The sequence below is a fragment of the Novosphingobium resinovorum genome (assembly GCF_001742225.1).
GTDB lineage: Bacteria > Pseudomonadota > Alphaproteobacteria > Sphingomonadales > Sphingomonadaceae > Novosphingobium > Novosphingobium resinovorum_A.
This window is the reverse complement of the sequence record NZ_CP017075.1, coordinates 1,300,620-1,320,484: the sequence shown is the minus strand read 5'-3', so window position 1 is coordinate 1,320,484 and position 19,865 is coordinate 1,300,620. Positions and strand designations below refer to the sequence as shown.

Genomic DNA, 19,865 nt, shown 5'->3' with positions numbered 1-19,865 from the left:
ATACGTTTTCGACCGTGCCTATTGGCGGCAATAGCGGACAGATCAGGGGCCGTCCGGGGCAGCATTGTGCTGCTCCGGCCGGGAACCCCAGATCATGAACTACTCCGACGCAACCGCCCGCGCGCGGGCCGCCAAGCGCGGTTCTCCCTTCCTGAACACCGATCAGGCGGCAGCCTATCTCCAGATCTCCGCGCGGCTCCTTAGGCGCAAGCGCCGCGACGGGACCGGGCCAACCTATCGGTATCACTCGCGTCTGATCCAGTATCACATCGACGACCTCGATGCCTGGAGCGCAGAGCAGGTTCGCCGGGATCCGTGCGCATGAGCAGGCACCGGACCTCGCGCGGCGATGCGCCGCTTCTCGCCTGGGGCGATGCCCTGCGCGGCGAGCGCCAGGCCAAGGCAAGGCGCCGCCGCAGGCTGATGCAATCGGGCGGTGCGCTGGCAATTCTGTGCGCGCTCCTTGCCACGACGATCGTGGTTGCCCCCACGCCGCGGCTTGTGTGGAACTCCAGTCGCAGCGCCCCGCTCGGGTTATATCTAGTGTCTCCGGGACAACCGGTGCGCCGCGGAGACTTCGCGGTGGCGCACATGCCGGAAGAGTGGCGCTGGCTCGCTGCCGAACGCGGATATCTGCCCGAACGCGTACCGCTGGTTAAGCGCGTCGCCGCTGTCTCGGGCCAGACGGTCTGTGCAGCCGCGAACCGCATTATCATCGATGGCAGGCAGGTCGCCGAACGCCGCGCGGTCGACAGCCGCCATCGTCCGATGCCGTGGTGGAACGGCTGCCGGATCCTTGGTCAGCGGCAGGTCTTCCTTCTGATGGCCGAACATCCCCAATCGTTCGACGGTCGCTATTTCGGGGTGACTGAAAGCACCGAGATCATCGGTCAGGTGCAGCACGTGCGGCTGCGATCGGCTTGGCGCGGGCCGGCACGATGAGCGCGCGATCGCGGCGGCTTTCGCGCACCGCAGTCTCGCCCGACGCGGGAGGCAGGCGGGCGGCCCCGAAGCGACCGACGCCGCGCAGATCGATCCGATTGATTGGTCTGAGAAGCGCCAGATGGGCCGTATCTTCGCTGAGCGTGCTCGCTCTGGCGGGGGCGGCGGCCCTTCCGCCGCGCCCGGACAATCCGTATCTCGCTCCTCGCCAGCCTGTCGAAAACGCGGCCGACGCCCGCGGCTGGAATGGCGCCTCAGGGAATGTCGGTACGGCCCCCTGGCAGCCGATGATCGACGAGGCATCGCATCGTTTCGGTATTCCGGTCGAATGGATAGAGAGGGTCATGCTCGCGGAAAGTGCAGGCCAGACGGTTCAGGCCGGCAGGCCGAGCCGCAGCGTCAAAGGCGCGATCGGCCTCATGCAACTGATGCCGGGAACCTGGCACGAGATTCGTGCACGGCTCGACCTCGGGCACGATCCGGACGATCCGCGCGATAACATCCTGGCCGGCACCTTCTACCTGCGCATGCTCCATGAGCGGTTCGGATATCCCGGCCTGTTCGCCGCGTACAACGCCGGTCCCGCACGCTACGAACGCTACCTTGCCGGCACGCCGCTTCCGGTCGAAACGATCGCTTATCTCGGGCGGGTCACCGGGACACCTCACGCCCCGGGGACCGGGCGGCCGGGGGTTCCGGCGCTCGGATATCCGTCATCCGTCGCGCTCGATCCACCGAGTGGAAGGGGCCTCTTCGCAGCATGGGCCCGGGGCGGCGATGCTGCTCATACAGCGCTGGTGGACCGCGATGACCCCGCGATGGCCGATACATCGCAAGGACTATTCGCTGGCAGGGATGCCGCGGTTGCGGGCAGTCCGGCCACAGCGGCGACTACCGCGACAGGTCCAGCAAGCAGCGCTGCAGCGCCGCCGCGTGCGTGCCATATGCCGCAAGTTCCGGGCATGGGCTCGGGCTGGAGGCTGCCGTCGCAAGGCAATCCCGGCACCGGGCCAGATGCCGGAACGAATGCCGGGGCCCGCGAAGGAGGGCAGGACCAGGACAGCTATCGGCCCGCCGTCGGTGCCGCCGCTACCGGGCTGTTCGCGGTTCGCAAGGCTGCGCAGTGAAGAGGGGGTTTCTTCGAGGTTACGCGAGGCCGAGAGGGGGTAATGCTCGTCTGTCTCTTCCCAGTGTGATGGGCGACGGGCCGCCTATCAAGGCCCGCGGGTACCCCCCAATTTGCTGCGCAAATCGGTTCCCCCCACGGCCGCTGCGCGGCGCGGAGCCAGGGCTCCGCGGCCCTGACAGGCGGCCCGTCGCCCATCCCCGAGAACATGTTCCCAGACCCGGGAACGCGAACTCGGAGATATTGCCATGGATATCGTCAACACCGCCCGCACCGCTGCTTTCGAATGCTCTGCTCCGCAGCCCCTGGATGTCTACGCCGCTCTCATCGCAGGCCTCGAACGCGAGTTCGGACGGGGGGCCGGAGAAGCCCTGGCGCAGCGCTTCATCGAGGCCGAAGAGACCGACTTCCTGTGGGAGGCGCGCCGCTGCGAACGGTGGCTGGGCGGCTTTGCCCCCGGATATGGCAACGATGGCGAGGGCGGAGATGAACGCGAGGATGGCGCCGAACTCGAACGGATCGCGGTCATGGGCAAGCTTGGGCAGCGCTGGTTCGCCGCCACACTCATCGTCGATGGCGAAGGGTGCGCACGAGGTCTCATCGCCCGGCGCGACTTCTCCCGCAGCGATCGCGCCCGCAGGGCCTGGTCACGGGCGCGATGAACCGAGGCCTCGTCGGATCGCAGCAGATCCGGCGAGGCTCCTGCGGCCCGTTGGAGGCGGGGGTAATGCCCCCAACGCCCGGCCCTGTACGAGCAGCGTTCTGCCCCGATCGTACCAGCGGATCGTATTCATGGGGAGTGGTGCAGTGGTGCGCGCGGGACTGCACGCATTTTGCCACTTCGCCGCATCTGAATACGAGGCCGAAGCAGGAGCCGGATGGAGGAGAAGGTGGGCAAGGCTTGCTTCGAGGGCACCGTCGTTGCCTGAAACGGGCCGGGCCGGGACTGCGGAAACTTCGGACAGGCAATCTAGCCGGAACTGCTGGGGAGCGGCAGGTAAGAGGAGCGGGCAGGAGGGACAGAGGGGCGGAGGGCAAGATAAAGGCAGAATCTCGCGATCCTGCTATCTATCTGTCTGCACATCGTTTTTTCGGGAGACAGTCGAGAATTTCGCGAGATTGCAGGGAGATAGGGCGCGCGGCGGCGACCTTGGCATGCCGCGCTTCTCCTCAGCCGCACCCGCCACCGTTCTGGACTGCCGTACGCCGGTGCTCGCCTCCTCCTTGGCAGCCGCGAACGCGCGCCCGGTGCCGTCCCCTTCCCGACAGAAAGACTGAGCGATGGGCGATGACGATGATTTCAATCCGTTCCTCGGGCGGCAGGGAGGGGCCGGGCGGCCTCGCTCTTTCGTAGGCCAGGTCATCGTAGCCGGGGGGCTCCAGACCGGTCGTCGCAACGGTGTCTCGGCTTCCAGGACGGGCTCCGGCCGCGGCGCGCGCACCCGGCGTTTCGACGGCAGCCGCATTGGGCGGGGTGCGGTCGCCGGGCGGCTCCTCGCATCGCGGCGTGCCGGGGATCCGCTTCGCGCCCGGCGCGTGGTGGTGAAGACCAGCCTCACACGGCTGTCCGGGAAGGGACTGGGCGCGGCGCGCGCGCACCTCAGCTACATCCAGCGCGACGGCGTGACCCGAGAGGGCGATCCGGGCGACCTCTACTCGGCGCGCGGCGACCGCGTGGATGGGCGGGAATTTCTCGAGCGAAGCTGTCCCGATCGCCACCAGTTCCGCTTCATCGTGTCGGCCGAGGACGGGGATCGCTACGAGGATCTGAAACCCCTTGTGCGCAGGCTCATGGCACAGGTCGAGCGTGACCTCGAAACCGATCTCGACTGGGTGGCGGTCGATCATTTCAACACCGGTCACCCGCACACCCATATCGTGGTTCGCGGCGTCGATGATCGCGGGCGCAATCTGGTGATCGCTCCGGAGTACCTCAAGCATGGCATCCGGGCCCGCGCGGTGGAGGTTGTCACGCGCGATCTCGGCGTCAGGCTCGATAGCGAAATCGAGGCAAGGTTGCGTCATGAAGTCACCCAGGAGCGGTTGACTCCGCTCGATCGCGGACTGATCGCGCGAATGGGCGCGGACCGCATCGTCGCACCCTCAGCGCGAAAGCCCGAGATCGCCGCCCTCGAGGCGGGACGGCTGCAGACACTGGAGCGCATGGAACTGGCGGCGCCATCGGGCGCGGGCAGCTGGCAGCTTGCGGAAGGGATCGAACAGACCTTGCGCGAGATGGGCGAGCGGGGCGACATCATCCGCACGATGCAGCGTGCGCTTGGCGCGGCCAGGCTCGACCGCGCGGAGGTGTGCATCCACGGCCCTGACCTCGAGGTTGCGCCGAACCTTGCACACGGCCGCGAAGGCGGCGCGGTAATCGGCCCGCTGGTGGGAAGGGTTGTCGCGCGCGGCCTCGCCGACGAGCATCGCGACAGGCACTACCTCGTGCTCGACGGCGTCGATGGACGCTCGCACTATTTCGATATCGGCAGGGGGGATGCGGTAGCAGCCCTCCCGGCAGGCGCAATTGTTCGCGCCTCGCGCCGTGAGCTCGAAATTCGCGCGGTCGATCGCACGGTCGCCGGCGTCGCGGCAGCGAGCGGCGGGCGCTACTCGGCCCATCTGCACCTGACGCATGACCCCGCGACCGGGACTGCGTTCGCGGAAACCCATGTGCGGCGGCTGGAGGCCCTGCGCCGCGCCGGTGTCCCGCTGACACGCGAGGACGATGGCACCTGGCATATCCGTCCGGATCATCTGGCCCATGTCGAGGCGCATGAGATAGCCCAGCTGCGCCAGCGCCCCATGACCATCGACGTCCTCGCGACAGGCCCGCTGGTTGCGCTGTCCCGGGCCGACGCCGCAACCTGGCTCGACCGCGAACTTGTCGAAGGGGGGCAATCTCCCATTCGCGATGCGGGCTTCGGACATGAACTGCGGGGCGCTTTGCGCGATCGGCGCGACTGGCTCCTGACCCGCGATCTCGCGGTGCGAGAGAAAGACGGCGTGCGCCTGCGGCCCGGCGCACTTGAGACCCTGCGGCGCCGGGAACTCATCCGCATTGGCGGCGAACTGGGGGTCGAGCTCGCGAAGCCCTTCGTGGAAGCGCGTAACGGCGACCGCGTGGAAGGCAAGCTGACGCGGCGCATCGACGCAATATCCGGGCCCTATGCAGTCCTTGAAAAGAGCCATGAATTCACGCTGGTCCCATGGCGCCCGGTGCTCGAAAAACAGATGGGCCAACAGGCTGGCGGGATCATGCGCGCGGCAGGGATCAGCTGGCAGTTCGGTAGAGGCCGGCAGGGTCCCGAGATCGGATTCTAGAACCTAGCCTCCACCGCGAGGCGATCGTCAGCATCGGCCGTGATCGGGTTTCCGCTGGACCCGCAGCTTCGCAGTGAACAGACCCGCAGCCGCTGAAGGAGGGGCTGCTTTTGCAAGGCAGCGCTCTTGTGCGTTCATGGCCCCGGTCGCGTGGACCTGAGCCGCTTTTTCACGTCGCCGATCGGGCATGGCTAATCGAGCATGTAGGGGTGGCCGCGGGTAACGTGGTCGCGCGTTACGGCACGCCGCCGGATGCGATCCTAGTTCCGGGCGGTCCATCCGGCAGTTTTTGGTCGCGCTGCCTTGCATGTCGCGATGCGTAATTTCGGCCGGGTGACCCGCGAAGTCATCGGACTTGCTATCGCCATGTGCACTGATCGAGCGATGTAACGTGCGGTCGCCGGCTGAGGGCAGGAAAACGACCGGCGCGGCTGGCTACGCTCGTCCTCCCGCCATCCATAACGCCTCGATCATCATTGCCACCATCTGACCAGTGCCCCTTCGCCTTGCGATGGTCGCTCCTTTCGCCTCGAACCTTCGCGCCGCAATGCTCCCAAGCGAGGGGTGCGGAGCGATTGGCCGCGAAACGGTACGCTGTGGCCGCGCAACGGGTCTGTCGCCTGTCATCGGAAAGCGGGAGTCTGCCTCGCAACCCGCCGGGTCGTTTCGACCGGGGCTCGAAAGGTTCACACCATGACACCCACCAAGCTTCTCGTTGGCCAGTTCCTGGTCGTCCTGGCGATCATCCTCGCCGGCGTCTGGTTCGCGACGCAATGGGTTGCCGCCTCACTCGCCTACCAGAGCGAACTGGGTGCGCCATGGTTTCGGCTTGGCGATATGCCGATCTACCATCCCTGGCTTCTTTTCGTGTGGTGGTTCGAGTTCGAGGCCTACGCGCCTCGCGTTTTCGATGAGGCGGGGTCGATTGCGGCCGCCAGTGGCCTCGTCGGCTGCGCGGCGGCGGTGTTCGGTTCGGTCTGGCGCGCGCGCCAACGCGGAGACGTCACCACTTATGGTTCGGCGCGGTGGGCACAGCGCGGCGATCTGCGGCGCGCCGGTCTCCTGTCCGATCAGGGCGTGTTCCTTGGCAGGGTGGGGTCTAGGTATTTGCGCCACGATGGTCCCGAGCACATCATGGCTTTTGCGCCGACGCGATCTGGCAAGGGCGTGGGCCTTGTGGTTCCTTCGCTGCTGGGTTGGACCGGGTCGGCCATCGTCCACGACATCAAGGGCGAGAACTGGAAGCTGACGGCGGGGTGGCGCTCGCGCTTTTCTCATTGCCTGCTGTTCAATCCCACTGATCCGCGCTCGGCGCGCTATAATCCGCTGCTCGAAGTCCGGCGCGGCATCGACGAGGTGCGCGACGTCCAGAATATCGCCGACATCCTCGTCGATCCCGAAGGCGCGCTCGAACGGCGCGGCCACTGGGAAAAGACCGGTCACGCCCTGCTGGTCGGCGCCATCCTTCATGTCCTCTATGCCCAGGCAGACAAGACACTGGCGGGCGTAGCCCGGCTGCTCTCCGATCCGAGCCGCCCGTTCGAGGCGACCCTTCGCGCGATGATGGCGACCAACCATCTGGGAACCGAGGCGGACCCGTGTGTCCATCCCGTCGTTGCTGCCGCGGCGCGCGAGGTCCTCAACAAGTCGGTCAACGAGCGCTCCGGCGTGCTCTCGACGGCGATGTCGTTCCTGTCCCTCTATCGCGACCCCACCGTATCGGCGGTGACTGGCGCTTCGGACTGGCGTATCGCGGATATCGTGGCGGGCCCCAATCCCGTTTCGCTCTACCTGGTGGTCCCGCCCTCGGATATCAGCCGCACCAAGCCGCTGATTCGCCTGATCCTGAACCAGATCGGACGCCGGCTTACCGAGGATCTTCCCGAACCCGATCCGGCCCGGCGGCCGGATCGCCATCGCCTGCTGATGATGCTCGATGAGTTTCCAGCGCTCGGACGTCTCGATTTCTTCGAGACGAGCCTTGCCTTCCTCGCAGGCTACGGGGTGCGCGCGTTCCTGATCGCGCAAAGCCTCAACCAGATCGAGAAGGCCTACGGAGATCACAACTCCATTCTCGACAACTGCCACGTCCGTGTCGCCTTCGCGACCAACGACGAACGAACCGCGAAGCGCATTTCCGACGCATTGGGCACCGCGACCGAACAGCGCGCCATGCGGAACTACGCGGGCCATCGTCTGGCACCCTGGTTGGCTCACGTCATGGTGAGCCGGCAGGAGACGGCCCGCGCGCTGCTCACGCCCGGTGAAGTCATGCAGCTTCCGGCGAACGACGAAATCGTCATGCTGTCGGGAGCGCCTCCGGTTCGCGCTACCAAGCTGCGCTACTACCGCGACCCGACCTTTGCCGGATGCGTGCTTGCGCCCCCCGCGCTCGCAGCGAGCGGATACCAGGATCTTCCGCCGCCGCGCGGCAACGACTGGACGGGCCGGCTCAGCGGGACCGATGGTCGGCTGGCCGCGGTATCGGCCGATGATGCCGAAGAGGGCGACGCGAACGGGCACGGCACCGACAAGGATTTGACCGCCCGGATTGGCGCGGGCGGAGGGGCAGAGTGCTCAGCGAAGCCGGCGATCGGTGGCACGCATGCCGTCAGCGCACCTGGCCATAGCGGCGCTCAGAAGGAGACGGCCACCGCAAACACCGGCGCTGTGGATCGTGCGGTCACGCCTGACCAGGAACTGCCCGCACCGCCGATAGCGGCGGCTCCCGAACGCGACGGGCCGGGGACCGAGGAGGACGAAGGCGATCTGGCGGCGGAACGGCGCCAGATCGTGCGGATCGAACAGCAGCGCAATGCGCAGACGCAAGTGGTGCGCGTCGCATACGCCCTCGACGTCTCCGACGGGCGGGCAGAAGAACTCGAGCTGGGGTTCTGAGCGTGGTGCGCAAGGTCCGCCATCAGCTGTTCCTTCCCGAACCGGTTGCCGAACGTCTGGCGCAGGCAGCCGAGCGACGCGGCGTGACGCGTTCGGCGCTGCTCGCCCGCGCCGTGACCATGATGCTGGAGCAGGGCGGCCAGCTGGAAATCGACCAGCAGTTCACGATGCGGCTCGATGGGCTGGGGAGGCAGCTGGATCGGCTTACGCGCGACAGCCACATCGAACTGGAGACCCTCGCGGTCTTCATTCGCTACGTGCTGATGGTTCTGGCGCCGCTAAGCGAGCATGACCACGCCGGAAAGCTGGCCGGCAGTGCGCGGTTCGAGGCCTTCGTTTCGCAGGTCGGTCGCCGCGTGAAGTCGGGCGATCGCACGCTTGACGGAAGCCGTCCATGAACCGGCCGGAAGACTATCGGGCTGACGCTCCGGGTCGCGCTAACGCTCAGCGGCGCGACGAGGCGGCCGGGCCGTCGGTGCAGGATCTTACCGAGGCGCGCAAGCGCGCCATGCTGCAGACCGCGTTCGGTCCCGCGATCGCACAGGCACTCGCCGATCCGCGCGTGATCGAGATCATGGTCAATCCGGACGGCGTCCTGCGGGTCGACCGCTTGGGCGATGGGCGCGTCGATACCCTGGTGCGGATCGAGCCCGACCAGGCCGAGCGCATCATCAGGCTGGTCGCCAGCCATGCCCGCAGCGAGGCTCATGCCGCGCGGCCGATCATTTCTGCCGAACTGCCGGCACACGGGGCAGGTGGCGGCGAACGATTCGAAGGGGTGCTGCCGCCCATCGCGCTCGGCCCGTGCTTCGCGATCCGAAAGCCTGCCGCCCGAATCTATACGCTGGGCGACTACGTGGCCGACGGGATCATGACACGTGAAGCAGCGGAAATGCTGCGCAGCATGGTTGCCGGACGCAGCAACATCCTTGTCGTCGGCGGGACCAGTTCGGGCAAGACGACACTTGCCAATGCCCTGCTCGCCGAGCTCGCCGACCGCGACGAGCGTGTGGTGTTGATCGAGGATACCCGCGAGCTGCGCAGTCCGGTCGCGGACACCGTAGCGCTGCGCACGCGCTCCGGCTTCGTCACGGTGGGCGATCTGGTGCGCTCGACGATGCGCCTCAGGCCCGATCGCATCATCGTCGGCGAAGTGCGCGGGCCGGAAGCCCTCGAAATGCTTAAGGCGTGGAACACCGGTCATCCGGGCGGCATCGCGACCATCCACGCCAACAGCGCAGGCGCTGCGCTGCACCGCCTGGAAAACCTTGTGCAGGAAGCCGTGGCGACGGTGCCCCGCCGGCTGATCGCGGAAGCGATCGACGCGGTGGTCTTCATCACAGGCCGAGGCCTCGACCGCAGGCTCGCGGCGATCGCCAGGGTCGACGGGATCGAGGCTGCGAGTGGGGAATACCGCCTCGTTCCGCTTCTCGGCCCCGGCCATGCGCCTGCGCCCACACCCTTTTCCACTTCCGTTTCAACCCCCGACCCAACTGAGGAGAAGTGATTATGAAATCTGTGTCCGTATTTACGCCAGCAGCCCCGATCGCCGCCAAGCCCATCAAGGCACGCATGCTTGCCGCACGCCTGGTTGCAGCATTGGGAGCCATGGGCACGGCGATCCTTGCTCATCCGGCATGGGCATCGGGTTCGGGAATGCCCTGGGAGGAGCCGCTCGAACAGGTGCTAGAGTCGGTACAGGGCCCGGTCGCCAAGATCGTCGCGGTGATCATCATTATCGTCACCGGCCTGACCCTGGCGTTCGGCGATACCGGCGGCGGCTTCAGGCGGCTCATCCAGATCGTGTTCGGCCTCTCGATCGCCTTTGCCGCGTCGAGCTTCTTCCTGTCCTTCTTCAGCTTCGGCGGCGGAGCGCTGGTCGGGTGAGCGGCGCCGCATCGCCGGTGACCGGCGGACATGTCGAGGGCTTCGAGGTTCTCATCCATGCAAGCCTGGGAGCGCCGATCCTGCTCGGCGGCGCTCCTCGCGGGATCGCCATCGTCAACGGCACGCTGGCGGCGGCGGTCGGTCTCGGCCTGCAGCAATGGCTGGTCGGCCTGCTGATCTGGGCGGCGGGGCACAGCCTCGCCGTCCTCGCGGCCCGGCGCGATCCCGATTTCGCGCCCGTTCTCATCCGCCATCTGCGCCAGAAAGGATATCTCGCATGCTAAACCTTGCCGAGTACCGCAAGCGGGCAGGGGGGCTGGGGGATCACCTGCCGTGGGCGGCGCTGGTCGCACCCGGCGTGGCACTGAACAAGGACGGCAGCTTCCTCAGGGTCCTGGCGTTCCGTGGCCCCGATCTGGAATCCGCGACCGAGGCCGAACTCGTCTCCATCTGCGCACGCGCGAACAACGTGCTGCGCAGGTTCAGTTCGGGCTGGGCGCTCTTCTTCGAAGCTCAGCGGCGGGAGGCGGCGGCCTATCCCGAGGATGTCTTTCCGGATGCGGCGAGCTGGCTCGTCGAGCGCGAACGGCGGGCCGCATTTCTCGCGCAGGGCGCACATTACGAAAGCGCCTATTATCTCACCCTGACCTGGTTGCCGCCGGCTGACAGGCAGGAGGCGGCCGGCCGGCGACTGGTCGAGCGTCCCGAAGCGGCGAGCGGACGGGACTGGCGAGCCGATCTGTCAGGCTTCGTCGCCCAGACCGACCGCGCGTTCGATCTGTTCGAGGGCTTCATGCCGGAAGTTCGCCCGCTCGCGAGCGGCGACCTGCTTACCTACTTGCATGGGACGATCTCGCAGCATCGCCATCCTGTCGCGGTTCCTGACACCCCGATGTATCTCGACGGGCTGCTCGTCGACACGCCGCTCGTCGGCGGTCTCGAGCCCAGGCTGGGCGATCTTCATCTGCGCACGATCTCTGTGCTGGGCTTTCCCAATGTCAGCCGTCCCGGCATCCTCGATGCGCTCAATCATCAGGATTTCGCATATCGGTGGGTCACGCGTTTCGTGGCTCTGGACAAGGCCGAGGCGACCGGGGTGCTGACCTCGCTGCGCCGGCAGTGGTTCAACAAGCGCAAGTCGCTGACCGCGCTGCTGCGCGAGGTGATGTACAACACGCCGACGCCGCTGCTCGACAGCGATGCCGACAACAAGGTGATCGACGCCGATCTCGCCTTGCAGGCGCTCGGCGGCGATCACGTGGCCTTCGGCTACCTCACCACGACGATCACCGTTAGCGACCCGAACCGTGATGCGGCCGAAACCAAGCTGCGCCAGGTCGAGCGCGTGCTCGGTGGTCTCGGCTTCACGACGATCTGCGAGAGGGTCAACGCCGTGGAGGCGTGGCTCTCGTCGCTTCCGGGCCATGTCTACGCCAACGTCCGTCAGCCTCTGGTCCATACGCTGAACCTGGCGCATCTCATGCCGCTGTCGGCGGTCTGGGCGGGGCCCCATCGCAATGGCCATCTGGACGGATCTCCTTTGCTGCACGCCCGGACGCACGGCTCGACGCCGTTCCGGCTCTCGACCCACGTGGGCGATGTCGGACACATGCTCGTCGCCGGGCCGACCGGCGCAGGAAAGTCGGTCCTGCTGGCGATGATGGTGATGCAGTTTCGCCGCTATGCCCGCAGCCAGGTCTATATCTTCGACAAGGGCTTCTCGGCGCGCGCAGCGGTCCTTGCCTGCGGCGGTGCTCACCATGCCCTGGGGCTGGGCGGAGACGATGCCGCCGCAATCGCGTTTCAGCCCCTGCGCGGCATTTACGATCCTGCCGACCGGGCATGGGCCGCGGAATGGGTCGCGGGCTTGCTCGCGCAGGAGAACGTCGTGCTCGATCCTGACGTGAAGGATCAGATATGGTCGGCGCTCACCAGTCTGGCCCGTGCTCCCGCGCGCGAGCGTACCCTGACCGGCCTCACGCTGCTGCTGCAGTCGAACGCGCTGCGCACCGCGCTCGCGCCCTATACGATCGAGGGCCCTTACGGCCGTCTGCTCGATGCGGCCGAGAACAACCTGCACCTTGCCGATATCCAGTGCTTCGAGACCGAGGCCCTGATGGGGCACGGCCAAGTGATCGCGCCCGTGCTCACCTATCTGTTCCACCGGCTCGATGCGCGCTTCGATGGCCGGCCGACATTGCTGGTGCTCGACGAGGCCTGGATCTTCCTCGACCACCCGCTGTTCGCCGCCCGCATCCGCGAATGGCTGAAGGTGCTGCGCAAGCGCAACGTATCGGTGATCTTCGCGACCCAAAGCCTTGCCGACATAGCCGGTTCGTCGATCGCGCCCGCCATCCTGGAAAGCTGCCCGCAGCGCATCCTGCTTCCCAACGACCGGGCCATCGAACCGCAGAGCCGGGAAACCTACGAGCGCTTCGGCCTGAATGCACGGCAGATCGAGCTGATCAGCCGCGCGACGCCCAAGCGGGACTACTACCTGCAGTCCGCGCGCGGCAACCGTCTGTTCGACCTCGACCTTGGCGAGATCGCGCTGGCGCTGTGCGGTGCATCGGACACCGCGGCCCAGGCGCGGATCGACCGGCTGCTGGCAGAGGAGGGCGGGACAGACGGGTTTCTCGCCCGCTTCCTGGCAGGCGCCGACCTTGCGTGGGCCGCAGAGCTCGCGGCCGGGTTCGAACCTCCACCGCATGATCCCGACCCGGCGCAGACCCTTCCCCTCGACCTAGGAGACTTGTGATGAAGTTGCCATCCTCACCCCGCGCATTGTCCCGCCCCTTGCGCCATCTGGCCGCACCAGTCCTGCTCGCCGCCGGCATTCTGGCGTCCGCCTGCCTCCTGCCGGGAGAACCGGCGAGGGCGCTGGTGGTCTACGACCCCACGAACTACGCGCAGAACGTCCTGACCGCGGCGCGCTCGCTCGAGCAGATCACCAACCAGATCAAGGCCCTGCAGAACCAGGCGACGAGCCTTGCCAATCAGGCCAAAAACCTCACCACGGTGGACTTCCCTGAACTCGATGCGCTGACGCGCACGCTCGGCAAGATCGAGAGCCTGATGGGTCAGGCGGCGTCGATCGACTTCAAGGTCTCGAACCTCGAGACGCAGTATGCGGCCCTCTATCCCGAAGCGTTCAATTCGTCGCTCAAGCTCGACCAGCAGGTGACAGCGGCACGCTCGCGCCTGGATGCCCAGGTCGCGGCCTATCGCCAGACGATGCTGGTGCAGGCGCAGATCGTCGAGAATGTCGAAGGTGACCGCGAAACCCTCACGAGCCTGACGAACCGCAGCCAGTTGGCGCAGGGTTCGCTCCAGGCCGCGCAAGTCAGCAACCAGCTGCTTGCCCTCATCGCCAAACAGCAGCTGCAGATCCAGCAGCTCCTTGCGGCGCAGTTCCGCTCGCAGGCCATCGACAATGCCGGCAGCGCGCAGGCGGCATCGGTGTCGCAGGGCACGACCGCGAAATTCCTGGGTTCCGGGTCGGCCTACACGGCGCAGTAGGCTCAAGGCCCGGCGCCCCGATCTGAGCCTTCGAACCTCCTTCCTTCTGGGGTCGGCGGCGGCCTTCGGGGTACAGGGCTCGATCCGAGCGGTGACGGTATCCCCTGCCGGTCACCGCGTCGCGGGGCGCGCGGCTTCATCCTCGGCGCGCGTCCCGCGGCACCTTCCATGCAAACTCGCGCCGACCCGCGCCGCGATGGCCCGGTTGCCCCCCCATCGGCTGACACCTGCGACAGGAGATTTCTCGTGGCGATGAACGATCTCAACGTGATCGACCAGTTCATGACGTCGTTCCTGACATACATCGACAGCGGCTTCGGGCTTCTGAGCGGGGATGTCCACTTCCTGACCAGCACACTGATCGCGATCGATGTCACCATCGCCGGCCTGTTCTGGACGATGGGCGGCGAAGACAATGTGCTGGGCCGCTTCATCCGCAAGATCCTGTTCGTGGGCGCTTTCGCCTGGATACTGAACAGCTTCTCCAGCCTTTCCGAAATTATCTATCGTTCCTTCGCACAGGCCGGACTGACCGCAGGCGGCGGAACGCTTACTACCGACGATCTGCTGCGACCCGGCCGGCTCGCCGGAACCGGGTTCACCGCTGCATGGCCCATGCTGGAGCAGGTCTCCAAGATGCTGGGCTTCACCAGCTTCTTCGACAATTTCCTGACGATCATCGTGCTGCTCGTCGCTTGGCTGCTCGTGATCCTCGCGTTCTTCATCCTCGCCGTCCAGGTCTTCGTCTGCATCATCGAGTTCAAGCTGGTGAGCCTTGCAGGGTTCATGCTCGTGCCCTTCGCCTTGTGGAACCGCACCAGTTTCCTTGCCGAACGTGTGCTCGGCCATGTCGTGAGTTCGGGCATCAAGATCATGGTCCTGGCCGTCATCGTCGGCATCGGCGCCAATTTCTTCGACGAGTTTACCAGCGCGCTGCAGGGGCAGGAGCCGGATATCGCGCAGGCAATGAGCCTGGTGCTGGCGAGCCTCGCGCTGCTTGGCCTGGGGCTGTTCGCTCCCTCGGTTGCCAGCGGCCTTGCCGCAGGGGCCCCGCAGCTCGGTGCCGGCGCCGTTGCTGGAACCGCCCTGGGAGCGGGCGGGGCCGCGATGCTGGCCGGGGGCGCGGTTGCCGGCGCTGCGCGGGTCGCGGCTGCCACGACCATGGGCGGCATTCGTGCGGGCACGTCGATGGGCGCAGCCGCTGGAACGTCCTATTCGCTCGGCCAGCAGCAAGCCGGATCGAAGAGCCTGTCGGCGGGAATGGGCGGCGTCGCGCAGGCCGCCGGCAATGCCGCGAAGGCGAAGGCCTCGAAGATGGCGGGAATTGCCGACGCGGCAGAGCGCGGGCGTCAGTCCGGGCAGGCCGCCTTCGAAGGTGCCTCCGCTGCCCGGGCATCGCAGCCGGCGGGGCCATCGGCGCCTGGATGGGCCCGCTCGCTGCAGGCGCAGCAGACCGCGCGCCATCACCGCCAGCTTGCTGTGCACGCCATCCAGCAGGGCGACCGGGGAGGCGCCGCCGTCACTCCCGACATCAGCGAAAGGAACGATTGAACCATGCATTTCAAACGCAGTGTCCCCAGGTACGGGCAGACAATGCCTGCCGAGACGCCCTACCAGCGAGCCGGCCAGGTCTGGGATCGGCGCATTGGGTCGGCGCGCGCGCAGGCACGCAACTGGCGGCTGATGGCTTTTGGCGCCCTTGCTCTGTCCGGTGTGATGGCAAGCGGCCTGCTGTGGCTGTCCATGCAGAGCCGGGTCGTCCCCTACGTGGTCGCGGTGGATGAGATCGGCGAGGCGAGGGCGGTCAGCGAAGCGGAACGCAGCTACCGCCCGACCGACCCGCAGATCGCCTGGGCGCTGTCGCGGTTTATCGTCCACGTAAGGGGAGCATCGCTCGACCCGGTCATCACCCGCGCCGCCTGGCTGGAGGCATACGATTTCGCGACCGAACGCGGCGGCCGCTTCCTTAACGAATATGCCCGCAATTCAGGCGCGCTGACCCGGATCGGTGAGCGGACCGTCTCTGTCCAGGTGACGAGCGTCGTCAGGGCGTCCGACAAGAGCTTCCAGGTCAAATGGCGCGAGGATGCCTTCGTGCGCGGCAGTCCTGAAAGCACGACGCGCTGGACCGCCATTCTCACCCTCGTCGAACGCACGCCCAAGGACATCGAGACGCTGCGCAAGAACCCCCTTGGTATCTACGTCGACGCCATCGACTGGAGCCGCGAAATGGATGGCCAGACAGAACGCCCGGGAGGTCGCCCGATCGCGCCGACGCCCGCGGGCAGCCAGTTCGCAGTTCCGCCCCCGGTCTCTGACGAACGGGCTGGTCCTCAGGATTCCAATTCAAATGCGGAGGTGTTGCCATGATGTTTCCGGTCCAATCGTATCGCGTGCTTGGCGCCGTGATGTTCATCGCCAGTGCCACGCTTCCCTCGCCGGCAGGTGCTGCTGCCAGCGCATCATTGACGGCATTCCAGGGTCCAGCGGCAGCTGGACAGGAACGCAGCGCGATCGTCGAGCCCAGCAGGTCAGCGTATGTGAATGCGCGCCAGGTGTACCTGTGGTCGGACGGCGCGATCTATCACGCCTACGCCCAGCCGGGCATGATCACTGACATCGTACTCCAGGCGGGCGAGAACCTGATTGCCGTTGCCGCAGGTGACACGGCTCGCTGGATCATCGGGGACACGACCAGTGGCAATGGCGACGCGCGCAGCACTCACGTGCTTGTTAAGCCGTTCAGTGCGGGGCTTTCGACCAACCTGGTGATCACGACCGATCGGCGGACCTACCATCTCCAACTGACGAGCCGGACCGGTGCCGGCATGGCCGCGCTAGCGTGGAACTATCCGCTCGACGAACTGCTGGCGATGAAACGGGCGCAGGACGCGGAAAAGGCAGCGCGGCCGGTTGCGGCCGGGTTGCCGCTTGAAAATCTCTATTTCGGATACACGATAACCGGCGCGGCACCGGCATGGCGACCGCTGCGGGCATTCGATGACGGGCGGCAGACCTTCATCGAGTTTCCGGCATCTATCGGTGTCGGGGAAGCCCCGCCGCTCTTCCTCGTCGGCAGCGATGGTTCCGCCGAACTGGTGAATTACCGGATGCAGGGACGCTTTTACGTCGTCGATCGCATCTTCAGCGTCGCCGAACTGCGCTTCGGCGCACGCAAGCAGCAGGTCGTACGCATCACGCGAGGTCCGGTGCGGAAGGGACGCTCATGAGCGAAACCGATCACGACGCAGTACCCGGCGCCATCATCGCACCGGCCCGCGTGCATGCACCTGGCATGGACGGAGATATCCGAGGCTCCGGCAGCGACGCACTTGACGCGAGGACGACCGAAAGGGCCCGCTCCTCAGCGGAGAAGGTCGCGCCGGAATCCATTGCGATCCGGGCTTCGCCTCCCAGTGCTATCCGGTTCCGCAAGGAAGTGATTATCGGCCTCAGCGGGCTGAGCATCGCGATCCTGATGGGCGTAGCCTGGCTCGCTCTGCGCTCCCATGTACCAGCGCAGTTGCCGCCCGAAAGCGACTTGTCGCGGCCGCTACCCAAGCCGGCGAACGACACGCTCGCGGACTTGCCCAAGGGTTACGGCGATGCGCCGAAGCTCGGGCCGGCGTTGCCCGGCGATCTGGGGCGCCCGATCCTCAATGCAAAAAATAGCGAGGCTGATCGGGCGCGCGAGGCCGCAGCCGCCGCAGCCAAGGCTGAGCAAGAGCAGAGGTTGGCGGAAACAAGGGCAGCCAGGCAGTCCGGGCTGATGGCCACTACCCGTAGCGCAGCGACGGTGGCTGCAGATGCGATACGACCGGCTAGCGCGCACGATAGTACCGGGGAGGGCGGGCAGAACGCCGGTGCGTCTGGCGCGCCAGAGGCTCAGGACCGCAAGAGCCAATTTATCGAGAACACCCAGGCCCGCAGTGATGTGAACCCGCACGTTCTGACATCTTCGCGTGCCAACATGCTGGTCGCGGGCAGCGTCATCAGCGCCAGCCTGATCACAGGAGTCAATTCGGACACGCCGGGCATGGTCGTCGCACAGGTGACGCAGAACGTTTACGACAGCGCGACGGGCACGGTCGTGCTGATCCCTCAGGGCGCAAGACTGCTCGGCAAGTACGACAGCATGGTCGCCTATGGCCAGCAGCGCGCGCTGGTGGTCTGGCAGCGATTGATGATGCCGGATGGTACCTCGATGCGTCTCGAGAATATGCCGGCGACAGACGCTGCCGGCAATGCAGGGCTCACGGGCCGGGTGAACAACCACACCGGACGTCTGATTGGCGGCGTCGCACTCGCGACGCTTCTGGGCGTCGGGACCGAACTCTCTATTTCCGGGGAGGGTGAGCTCGTTCGCGCTCTGCGAGAATCCGCACAGTCGAATACCGCCCGGGCAGGCGATCAGATCACCCAGCGTAACCTCGATGTTCAGCCCACCATTACCATCCGACCGGGCGCACCCGTACGTCTTGTCGTGCGTCAGGATCTGGTGCTGAGGCCTTGGATGAGGGAGAATTGAAATGACGACGATTAAGCTTCCGCAACTGCCCGATCGGACCCCCATCAGGCTTGCCGTGACTGTAATGCCGGATCTGCATCAACTGCTGAACGATTATGCAGCGCATTATGCTGCCGTCTACGGCAGGGAGGTCTCCGTCGCCGAAATGGTGCCGGCGATCCTGAGCAGCTATCTGGAGAGCGACCGTGCCTTTCTGAGCAGTCTCAAGCGGACCTGACAGTGTCAGCTTATAGGGGTTCTGCTCACCAGACCGCCTGCAAACGTAAAATGAGCGCTTGCCCTAAGCTACCGAATTGGCAAGAATCTTCGCGTGCCCATGGATATTGATCACCTGCCGTCGATCCAGCAACGAGAGCTGGCGCGAGCGTCGCAACTTCTGATGGAGGAATTCTCCATCGCGACGTCGCGCGCCACACAGCCGTGGAAGAAGAATGGCAAGGTCCTCAAGATAATCCTGTTTGGTAGCTATGCCCGCGGTGATTGGGTCGATGAGCCGCAAAACGGTTATCAATCCGACTTTGATCTTCTCGTCATCGTAAGTCACGCAGACCTAACCGACATCGCCGACTACTGGTATGTGGCGGAAGATAAGATACTTCGTGATCCGATGATCGGACGCCAAGTGAACATCATTGTTCATACCTTGGAAGAAGTAAACCGGGGGCTAACCCGCGGAGAGTACTTTTGGGTCGATATTGCGCGCGATGGCGTTGCTCTTTATGAGCTTCCGGGCGTTGCACTTGCCGCGCCCCAGCCGCTTACTTCAGAAGACGCTTTTCAAATGGCGAGCGCCTACCTCGCAGATTGGTTGCCAAGCGTTGATCGCGCAATGACGACGGCTGCGGATCAGATGAAAAGAGGCAAAGAAGATTTAGGTTGGCGCAAGGAGGCTGCATTCACACTACATCAGGCTGCCGAGCGAGCGTACATTTGCTATCTCTTGGTTCGCAGCCATTATGTTCCTCGATCGCATAACCTTAAGTTTTTACGTTCACTCGCCGAGGACCAAGAGCCGACGCTGATTGACGCTTGGCCGAGGGCAACTAAGTTGGACCGACGCCGCTTCGAACTTGCTAAGCGTGCTTATGTCGAGGCCAGGTACTCGACAAGTTACGGCGTAAGTATTGAGGATTTGCAAGCTATTCGCACCGCAACGGTTAACCTGCGTAATAGCGTTGCGAAGGCATCTACGAAATGGATAGATAGCTTGAGCGTCTAATCAAGCGTGATTGCCTGAGAGGCAAATGGGACCTTCTGCTCGGTCCGGTTTGGAGAAACGATGGCAGCATAGTGGACGTTCGAGCCACGATGCGCGATGGCGGCTTTGCGTCCCCGTAGCGGACGTTCAACGCCAACGGACATTCTTCCGAAAGCGGACGGTCACCCGCGCTGCTGGCCGGACGCTACAGCGCGTTACGGAAAGCGCGCGTCCGTCCAGCAGCGCTACTGTCGGAACCTACACCACGCCTTGGGACGTGACCACCTCAGGCGATTGAGCTTTGCTTGGGCGAAGGCCACGTGACGTTGCTTTTCAGGGGACCACGCATTCCACCCCCTGTTCCTGCTCTACCTCGATCTTCGCCGTTTCCGTTTCATGTTGCGGTAATAGCCAGCCCCGTGCGTAGACCATCGCGTCATAGG

Annotated in this window: 18 protein-coding genes; all 18 read left to right on the top strand. The window is 65.6% G+C overall.

Annotated elements, in window-relative coordinates:
• The first annotated feature begins 94 nt into the window (after positions 1-94).
• The 18 genes from BES08_RS06125 to BES08_RS06040 all read left to right on the top strand — a co-directional run bounded on the left by BES08_RS06125 (position 95) and on the right by BES08_RS06040 (position 19,443).
• Entirely contained in the window at positions 95-325 is a 231-nt protein-coding gene (locus BES08_RS06125; protein ID WP_069707832.1) for a helix-turn-helix domain-containing protein, read from the top strand.
• A complete protein-coding gene (locus BES08_RS06120) occupies positions 322-942 on the top strand; it encodes a S26 family signal peptidase (RefSeq protein ID WP_069707831.1) in 621 nt (206 codons plus the stop codon). Before BES08_RS06125 ends, BES08_RS06120 begins: the two co-directional genes overlap by 4 nt.
• Positions 939-2,069 carry a lytic transglycosylase domain-containing protein gene (locus BES08_RS34665; RefSeq protein WP_420873461.1) on the top strand — a complete coding sequence of 377 codons (1,131 nt, stop codon included), beginning with the start codon at positions 939-941 and terminating at the stop codon, positions 2,067-2,069. Before BES08_RS06120 ends, BES08_RS34665 begins: the two co-directional genes overlap by 4 nt.
• Before the next feature lie 247 nt (positions 2,070-2,316).
• Positions 2,317-2,730, top strand: a complete 414-nt coding sequence (locus tag BES08_RS06110) for a hypothetical protein (RefSeq protein WP_231958181.1) — start codon at positions 2,317-2,319, stop codon at positions 2,728-2,730.
• 619 nt (positions 2,731-3,349) lie between these two features.
• The gene (gene rlxS, locus BES08_RS06105; protein WP_069707830.1) at positions 3,350-5,392 is read left to right on the top strand and encodes a relaxase/mobilization nuclease RlxS; all 2,043 of its coding nucleotides are present in this window, start codon (positions 3,350-3,352) and stop codon (positions 5,390-5,392) included.
• Positions 5,393-6,085: 693 nt separating this feature from the next.
• Entirely contained in the window at positions 6,086-8,290 is a 2,205-nt protein-coding gene (locus BES08_RS06100; protein ID WP_083274598.1) for a conjugal transfer protein TraG, read from the top strand.
• 2 nt (positions 8,291-8,292) lie between these two features.
• Positions 8,293-8,688 carry a type II toxin-antitoxin system HicB family antitoxin gene (locus tag BES08_RS06095; protein WP_069707829.1) on the top strand — a complete coding sequence of 132 codons (396 nt, stop codon included), beginning with the start codon at positions 8,293-8,295 and terminating at the stop codon, positions 8,686-8,688.
• A gap of 110 nt (positions 8,689-8,798) precedes the next feature.
• Positions 8,799-9,797 carry a P-type conjugative transfer ATPase TrbB gene (trbB, locus tag BES08_RS06090; RefSeq protein WP_069709160.1) on the top strand — a complete coding sequence of 333 codons (999 nt, stop codon included), beginning with the start codon at positions 8,799-8,801 and terminating at the stop codon, positions 9,795-9,797.
• Between the two features lie 65 nt (positions 9,798-9,862).
• Entirely contained in the window at positions 9,863-10,177 is a 315-nt protein-coding gene (locus BES08_RS06085; RefSeq protein ID WP_083274736.1) for a TrbC/VirB2 family type IV secretion system protein, read from the top strand.
• Positions 10,174-10,461: a VirB3 family type IV secretion system protein gene (locus BES08_RS06080; protein WP_069707828.1), complete on the top strand. Its 288-nt coding sequence runs from the start codon at positions 10,174-10,176 to the stop codon at positions 10,459-10,461. The genes BES08_RS06085 and BES08_RS06080 overlap by 4 nt, the downstream gene beginning before the upstream one ends.
• Positions 10,455-12,935 carry a conjugal transfer protein TrbE gene (gene trbE / locus BES08_RS06075; RefSeq protein ID WP_069707827.1) on the top strand — a complete coding sequence of 827 codons (2,481 nt, stop codon included), beginning with the start codon at positions 10,455-10,457 and terminating at the stop codon, positions 12,933-12,935. Before BES08_RS06080 ends, trbE begins: the two co-directional genes overlap by 7 nt.
• Positions 12,935-13,696 carry a P-type conjugative transfer protein TrbJ gene (trbJ, locus tag BES08_RS06070; RefSeq protein WP_069707826.1) on the top strand — a complete coding sequence of 254 codons (762 nt, stop codon included), beginning with the start codon at positions 12,935-12,937 and terminating at the stop codon, positions 13,694-13,696. Before trbE ends, trbJ begins: the two co-directional genes overlap by 1 nt.
• A 252-nt stretch (positions 13,697-13,948) precedes the next feature.
• Entirely contained in the window at positions 13,949-15,247 is a 1,299-nt protein-coding gene (gene trbL, locus BES08_RS06065) for a P-type conjugative transfer protein TrbL (RefSeq protein WP_069707825.1), read from the top strand.
• 3 nt (positions 15,248-15,250) lie between these two features.
• Positions 15,251-16,066, top strand: coding sequence for a conjugal transfer protein TrbF (trbF, locus tag BES08_RS06060; RefSeq protein ID WP_069707824.1), 816 nt, complete (start codon positions 15,251-15,253; stop codon positions 16,064-16,066).
• A complete protein-coding gene (gene trbG / locus BES08_RS06055) occupies positions 16,063-16,926 on the top strand; it encodes a P-type conjugative transfer protein TrbG (protein ID WP_231958180.1) in 864 nt (287 codons plus the stop codon). Before trbF ends, trbG begins: the two co-directional genes overlap by 4 nt.
• Positions 16,923-18,224 carry a TraB/TrbI/VirB10 family type IV secretion system protein gene (locus BES08_RS06050; RefSeq protein ID WP_231958179.1) on the top strand — a complete coding sequence of 434 codons (1,302 nt, stop codon included), beginning with the start codon at positions 16,923-16,925 and terminating at the stop codon, positions 18,222-18,224. The genes trbG and BES08_RS06050 overlap by 4 nt, the downstream gene beginning before the upstream one ends.
• A gap of 1 nt (position 18,225) precedes the next feature.
• Positions 18,226-18,441: a DUF2274 domain-containing protein gene (locus tag BES08_RS06045; RefSeq protein ID WP_069707822.1), complete on the top strand. Its 216-nt coding sequence runs from the start codon at positions 18,226-18,228 to the stop codon at positions 18,439-18,441.
• 99 nt (positions 18,442-18,540) lie between these two features.
• On the top strand, positions 18,541-19,443 hold the full coding sequence (locus tag BES08_RS06040) for a nucleotidyltransferase domain-containing protein (RefSeq protein WP_069707821.1): 903 nt from the start codon (positions 18,541-18,543) through the stop codon (positions 19,441-19,443).
• Positions 19,444-19,865: the final 422 nt, after the last annotated feature.